At 53.6% G+C, this 1526-nt stretch carries 1 protein-coding gene and 1 pseudogene; one reads left to right on the top strand and one right to left on the bottom strand.

Annotated features, from left to right (window positions below; all coding sequences use genetic code 11):
- A pseudogene (locus tag CA13_RS34340) lies at nucleotides 1-232 on the bottom strand (hypothetical protein); the annotation flags it as partial.
- A 323-nt stretch (nucleotides 233-555) separates the two neighbouring features.
- Here CA13_RS34340 and CA13_RS34345 point away from each other — a divergent pair.
- Nucleotides 556-1524 carry a sulfatase-like hydrolase/transferase gene (locus tag CA13_RS34345; RefSeq protein ID WP_146404844.1) on the top strand — a complete coding sequence of 323 codons (969 nt, stop codon included), beginning with the start codon at nucleotides 556-558 and terminating at the stop codon, nucleotides 1522-1524.
- Nucleotides 1525-1526 lie beyond the last annotated feature (2 nt).

Raw genomic sequence — 1526 nt, forward strand, 5'->3', positions numbered from 1 at the left:
AATGTCGCACCAACCATGGGTGTCGAGCCCAATGCGACTCAAGATAGGAGCCAAGTGATCGGGTATCTTGCCAACCTTGTTCCGGTGCAACTGCCGGCCCGTCCAATCCAAGAGTTCCAAAAAGCCGCGACATCGAGACCGCCAAGAACCCGTTGGTACTTGCCCGCCGACCAGATGGATCGACACACGGCCCGACCGCATCGTTCCTTTCATCAATCTCGATCGGACTCATCCAACCGTTTTTGCGCCGACGACGACTCCACTCCCAATCATGAGTACTCGGCCGATTCCGATCACGTCGTTCAATGGAGGCACCGGTTCAAAGGCCATTGGTGATCATCACGACGCTCGATCGATTAGACAAACGACGGTTCCATTCGTGGGAGGCGGCCTTGGCCCTCGCGTACCGTACGATCAAAAACAAGTTGGATACAATCAATAGCAGGGCAAATCGTTTCATGGGGGTGGTTCTTGGCGGTTGGGGGCTGATTCGTTGTTCCACCGAGACTATCATCGTGATTACTGCCAATTCATTCCTCTGCTGATCCTACCCACATGAAATCTCTCGCCACCTTTTTCGTGCTCGTATCTTCGATCCTGCTTGGACAAGCCTGTTGCGCTGACGCACCCGAGCGGCCAAACATCATGATCTTCCTAGTCGATGATATGGGCATGATGGACACATCATTGCCCTTTCTGACCGATGCCAACGGCAATGCGAAGCGTTACCCGCTGAACGACTACTACCGCACTCCTAACATGGAACGTTTGGCCCGCCTAGGAATTCGTTTCAATCACTTCTACGCGATGAGCGTTTGTTCGCCAACGCGAATATCAATCATGACTGGCCAGAACGCGGCCCGCCACCGTGCCACCAATTGGATTAACCCACAACTGAACAACCGAGGAAACAATGGCGCACCGGATTGGAATTGGGAGGGACTGAAAAAGGGGGATGTGACACTGCCGAGTCTAATGAGCGAAAGTGGTTACAAAACGATTCATGTCGGTAAGGCACACTTTGGCCCCGAGGATCATGAAGGCGCGGAGCCGCTGAACTTAGGCTTTGACGTCAACGTCGCTGGTGCCGCTTTCGGAGCCCCAGGCAGTTATTACGCCCAGCAGGGTTATGGCAACTTAACCAAGAACAAAAGGCATGCGGTACCGCACCTCGAAAAGTACCATGGCAGCAAGACATTTCTGACCGAGGCGTTAACGATTGAAGCGAAACATCAGGTTGCCGAAACGATCGAAAGCGGCCAGCCGTTCTGTTTGTATTTTGCACATTATGCCGTTCACGCTCCGTTTAATTCCGGGAAAGAAAAGGGGAAGGGGGTCATTTCTGCGATTCCTGTGTTGATTCGATTTGTGGCTTCTTTCTCGGGCGGCCTCGCGGACGGGTGGTTGCCCACAGCCCGGTTCGTTCGCAGGTTTCCTCGGTCCATTCTTCGCTGCCGAAAGGACGATTGCGAACAACGGACTCTCGAACCGATTGCAGTTCTCGTTGGGTCAGTGCTTCGTTGACC

The sequence above is a fragment of the Novipirellula herctigrandis genome (assembly GCA_007859835.1).
Taxonomy (GTDB): domain Bacteria; phylum Planctomycetota; class Planctomycetia; order Pirellulales; family Pirellulaceae; genus Novipirellula_A; species Novipirellula_A herctigrandis.

What these genes read in the sequence shown, in the direction of transcription:
- CA13_RS34345 (WP_146404844.1), top strand. Translation starts at nt 556, where the DNA reads ATGAAATCTCTCGCCACCTTTTTCGTGCTCGTATCTTCGATCCTGCTT.